Source organism: Mesorhizobium sp. M1E.F.Ca.ET.041.01.1.1, assembly GCF_003997355.1.
Taxonomy (GTDB): domain Bacteria; phylum Pseudomonadota; class Alphaproteobacteria; order Rhizobiales; family Rhizobiaceae; genus Mesorhizobium.
The window spans coordinates 1-968 of the sequence record NZ_RZSL01001101.1 but is presented as its reverse complement, the minus strand read 5'-3'; the positions used below and the strand labels follow the sequence as shown (position 1 = coordinate 968).

Here is a 968-nt window from a genome sequence, read left to right as displayed (position 1 = left end):
AAATTGCGTCGGCGAAACGCTGCCGCAAGGTGGATTCCCGCTTTGCTGTTCTAGTCACCGCTTCGACCGTCTCGGATTTCGCCGGCGGCCGGCTGGAAGCGAGATCGGCCTTGACCTTGGCGACCTGATCCGGCTCCGGCACGGTTTTCAATTTGTCGAGATAGGCACCCTTATCGAGCTTGGTGCCGCGCACGGCGACCAGCGCCTTGTCGCTGATCTTGGCGCCGCGTTCGGCGGCCCGCTGAACGGCCCGCTCGCTTTGGCCGGTCTTGGCGGCGGTGTCGGTCGTGAAGCGGTCTATCTTTCCCGTTTCGCCAACTTGGCGAGACGGGAGTTCCGTTCCCTGCTTAAGTGTTGCCTCTCGCCTCGTCTCTGGATGGAGAGCCTCATAGGCATCCTTGCGGCGGCGGATGAACAGTGCCTTTTCGGATTGCGTCAGCGCGGGGCCGCACAGGTTCTCGTCGCATTCGGCGATCTGGCGCTCAAGATCGGAAAGCTCGACGACATGCGCCGGTATCTCGGCCAGGCCCAGACGCTTGCATGCCTCGACGCGATGAGCGCCCGCAACAAGCCCGTAGCCGTCTATCGGCCTGCCGTCGCTGATGATCTGCCGCCGGTAAACCGTGATTGGATGGAGGATGCCGACATCGGCGATGCTGCCGGCCAGTCTTTCGACCTGCGCTTGGCTGATCTTGCGCAAGCGCATTTCAAAGCCGATCTGCTCAATCGGGATTGTGTTCATGGCGCGCTCCTTTGCTTGGCGCCGCCGGGATTGACGCCGGGACCATCTGTGGTGGCAGGCGGCGATTTTGCCCGTGGCCGTAGGATTTCACCCAACGGCCGGGCCGAGCGCGGCGCGTCGGGAATTTTTGCGACCTTGTCGGGATCGAGGAGGACACCGGACGGCGCCTCGGCACGGCCCTCCGATGCCGGCCAGGTTCGGCAAAACTCGCGGTAGAGCGCGGCGA

General features: G+C 63.7%; 2 protein-coding genes. Both read right to left on the bottom strand.

From position 1 onward, the window contains the following. Positions 1 to 742: ParB N-terminal domain-containing protein (locus tag EOA38_RS37670; RefSeq protein ID WP_189435225.1), on the bottom strand; the 742-nt coding region annotated here is incomplete at its 3' end. Next, the coding region (locus EOA38_RS39960; protein WP_210213025.1) for a hypothetical protein at positions 739 to 968 on the bottom strand (230 nt) is incomplete at its 5' end. The genes EOA38_RS37670 and EOA38_RS39960, both read right to left, overlap by 4 nt.